The organism is Saccharothrix hoggarensis (genome assembly GCF_042678885.1).
GTDB classification, from domain to species: domain Bacteria; phylum Actinomycetota; class Actinomycetes; order Mycobacteriales; family Pseudonocardiaceae; genus Actinosynnema; species Actinosynnema hoggarensis.
Genome location: NZ_JBHTLK010000426.1, coordinates 1 through 2540, shown reverse-complemented (window position 1 = coordinate 2540; position 2540 = coordinate 1). Strand labels below are relative to the sequence as shown.

Here is a 2540-nt window from a genome sequence, read left to right as displayed (position 1 = left end):
GGCGGAGCTGCTGTCCGGCGGCGTCACGTTGCCGCGCCGGGAACTCGCGTCCCCCGCGCCCGCCGGCGCGCTGGCGTGGGGCGACGCGGCGCACCAGCCCGTCGTGCTGCGGTGCGGCCTGGACCGGCCCGCTGCGCTCACGCCGACCTCCGTCACCCGGGTGATCTCCGACGTGCAGTGGCTCGAGGTGGCCGAGGGCGACTCGGCCACGTGGTACGTGGTTGACCGGCCGGTGTACGTGGCGCTGACCGTGCCGTCCGACGCCGGCACGGGGCCCCTGCAGGACGTCTCGGCCACGGTCCGAGACACCCTCGCGCGGGGCCCCGTGGACACCACCGGCTAGCGCAGGCCCGTGCCGCGGGCGAGGGCCGTCTCGACCAGCGTGGTCAGCAGCGTCGGGTAGTCGACGCCCGTCTCCGCCCACATCCGCGGGTACATCGAGATCGGCGTGAAGCCCGGCATCGTGTTGACCTCGTTGACGACCAGCTCGTCGTAGTCGGTGACGAAGAAGTCGACGCGGGCCAGGCCCTGGCAGTCCAGCGCGCGGAACGCGGTGACCGCCATCTCGCGCAGGTCGCGGGAGACGTGCTCCTCCAGCTTGGCCGGGATGTCGAACTCGCAGACGTCGTCCAGGTACTTGGCGTCGAAGTCGTACCAGTCGACCTCGCCGCCGACGATGCGCAGCTCGGCGGGCAGCGACGCCTCGACCCGGCCGTCCGGGAACTCCAGCACGCCGCACTCGACCTCGCGGCCGGAGACGGCGGCCTCGATGATCACCTTCGGGTCGGTCTTGCGGGCCAGGGCGATCGCGCTGTCGAGGTGCGCCCAGTCCACGACCTTGGAGATGCCCACGGACGACCCGGCGCGCGCCGGCTTCACGAAGACCGGCAGCCCCAACCGTTCCCGATCGGCGTCCGACAACGTGTCCTGGTCGCGCCGCAGCACCGCGAACTCGCCCACCGGCAGGCCCGCGCCGTGGAGCAGCCGCTTGGTGAACTCCTTGTCCATGGCGACGGCGCTCGCCAGCACGCCCGGCCCCACGTACGGGATGTCGGCCAGTTCCAGCAGGCCCTGGACGGTGCCGTCCTCGCCCCACGCGCCGTGCAGGACGGGGAACACCACGTCCACGTCGGCGAGCACGTCGTTCGGCGCGACGGGCACGAGTTCGGCGCCGGACACCGGAACCAGCGCGTCGACGGTGGGCAGCCGGCGGTCGCGCACCTCCAGCGCCCTGGTGTCGTCGGCGCCGATCACCCACGCGCCCGCTTCGGTGATGCCCACCGGCACGACGTCGAACCGGTCCCGGTCCAGGTGCGGCAGGACACTGCCGGCGGACAGGCAGGAGACCATGTGCTCGCTGCTGCGCCCGCCGAACACCACGGCGACCTTGGTCTTGCGCTGTGTCATGGATCGGACCCTACCCGGATGGCGTAACCCCCCACCCGACTCGCCGGGGTGACGGCGGAAGTGAGGGGTCGCGCGGGTTTCGCGGACGGGGCGGCGACGGGCATTCGGCGGCGGGTGGGCGGCGGGTGGTGGTGGGTTCGCGTGGCGGGTTCGCGTGGTCAGGTGGCGGCGGGGGTGAGGATGCGGATCAGGTCGGGCAGGGCGGCGGTCAGCTGGTCGCGCGAGCAGGCGCTGTAGCCGATCGCGGCGCCGTGGACCTTCGGGCGGCCGGCGTGGTGGCGGCCCAGGCCGTCCAGGCGGAGGCCCCGGTCGTGCGCCTCGGCCAGCACCTCGCGTTCCGCCTGCGCCGACGGCAGCGGGACGACGATGTGCGCGCCCGCGTCGTCGCCCAGCACCGGGATGCCGGCCTCGGCGAACGCGGCGGAGAGCAGCGCCCGGCGCTCGGACAGCTCACGGCGGAGCTTGCGGAGGTGCCGGCCCAGGTCGCCGTTGCGGGCCAGTTCGACCACGACGCGCTGCCCCGCCGCGGACGGGCTGGTGCCGGTGCGGTCGCGGTGGGCCAGCACCTCGGCGGCGATCGGCTCGGGCGCGACCATCCAGCCCGCGCCCAGCGTCGGGGTGAGGATCTTGCTCGTGGTGCCCAGGTGCACCACGACGTCCGGCGCCAGCGCGGCCAGCAGCGGCAGCGGCGCGACGTCGTACCGCAGCTCGCCGTCGTAGTCGTCCTCGACCACGAGCCAGCCCTCGGCGCGGGCCCGCTCCACCAGCGCCACCCGCCGCGCGGCGGACATGCGCCCACCCATCGGGTACTGGTGGGCGGGCGAGCAGTACACGCCCCGAACGCCCGGCGGCACGGCCTCGACGAGCAGCCCCTCGGCGTCCACGGGCGCCTGCACGACCCGCACGCCGGCGGACCGCAGCGCCCACACCGCCCGCTGGTAGCCGGGTTCCTCCACGGCGACCGCGTCACCGGGCCGCAGCACCGCCAACCCCAGCTCCACCAACGCCGACGTGGTGCCGCCGGTCGCGAGCACCAGCTCCTCCCGCAGCCCGCCGCGCACGTCCAGCCCGCGGTGCAGCAGCGCCCACACCGCCCGCTGGTAGCCGGGTTCCTCCACGGCGACCGCGTCACC

The 2540-nt window shown here is 74.8% G+C and carries 3 protein-coding genes; 1 reads left to right on the top strand and 2 read right to left on the bottom strand.

Features of this window, described 5'->3' with window-relative positions:
- A partial coding sequence (locus tag ACFQ3T_RS35890; protein WP_380730489.1) for a DUF3515 domain-containing protein occupies nt 1-343 on the top strand: 343 nt, incomplete at its 5' end.
- On the opposite strand, the gene ACFQ3T_RS35885 is transcribed toward ACFQ3T_RS35890, so the two are convergent.
- Together ACFQ3T_RS35885 and ACFQ3T_RS35880 are read right to left on the bottom strand one after the other, a co-directional pair.
- Entirely contained in the window at nt 340-1407 is a 1068-nt protein-coding gene (locus tag ACFQ3T_RS35885) for a D-alanine--D-alanine ligase family protein (RefSeq protein WP_380730487.1), read from the bottom strand. The two genes, ACFQ3T_RS35890 and ACFQ3T_RS35885, sit on opposite strands and share 4 nt — an antisense overlap.
- Before the next feature lie 158 nt (nt 1408-1565).
- Nucleotides 1566-2540, bottom strand: a 975-nt coding sequence (locus tag ACFQ3T_RS35880; RefSeq protein ID WP_380730485.1) for an aminotransferase-like domain-containing protein, incomplete at its 5' end; no start/stop codon positions are given.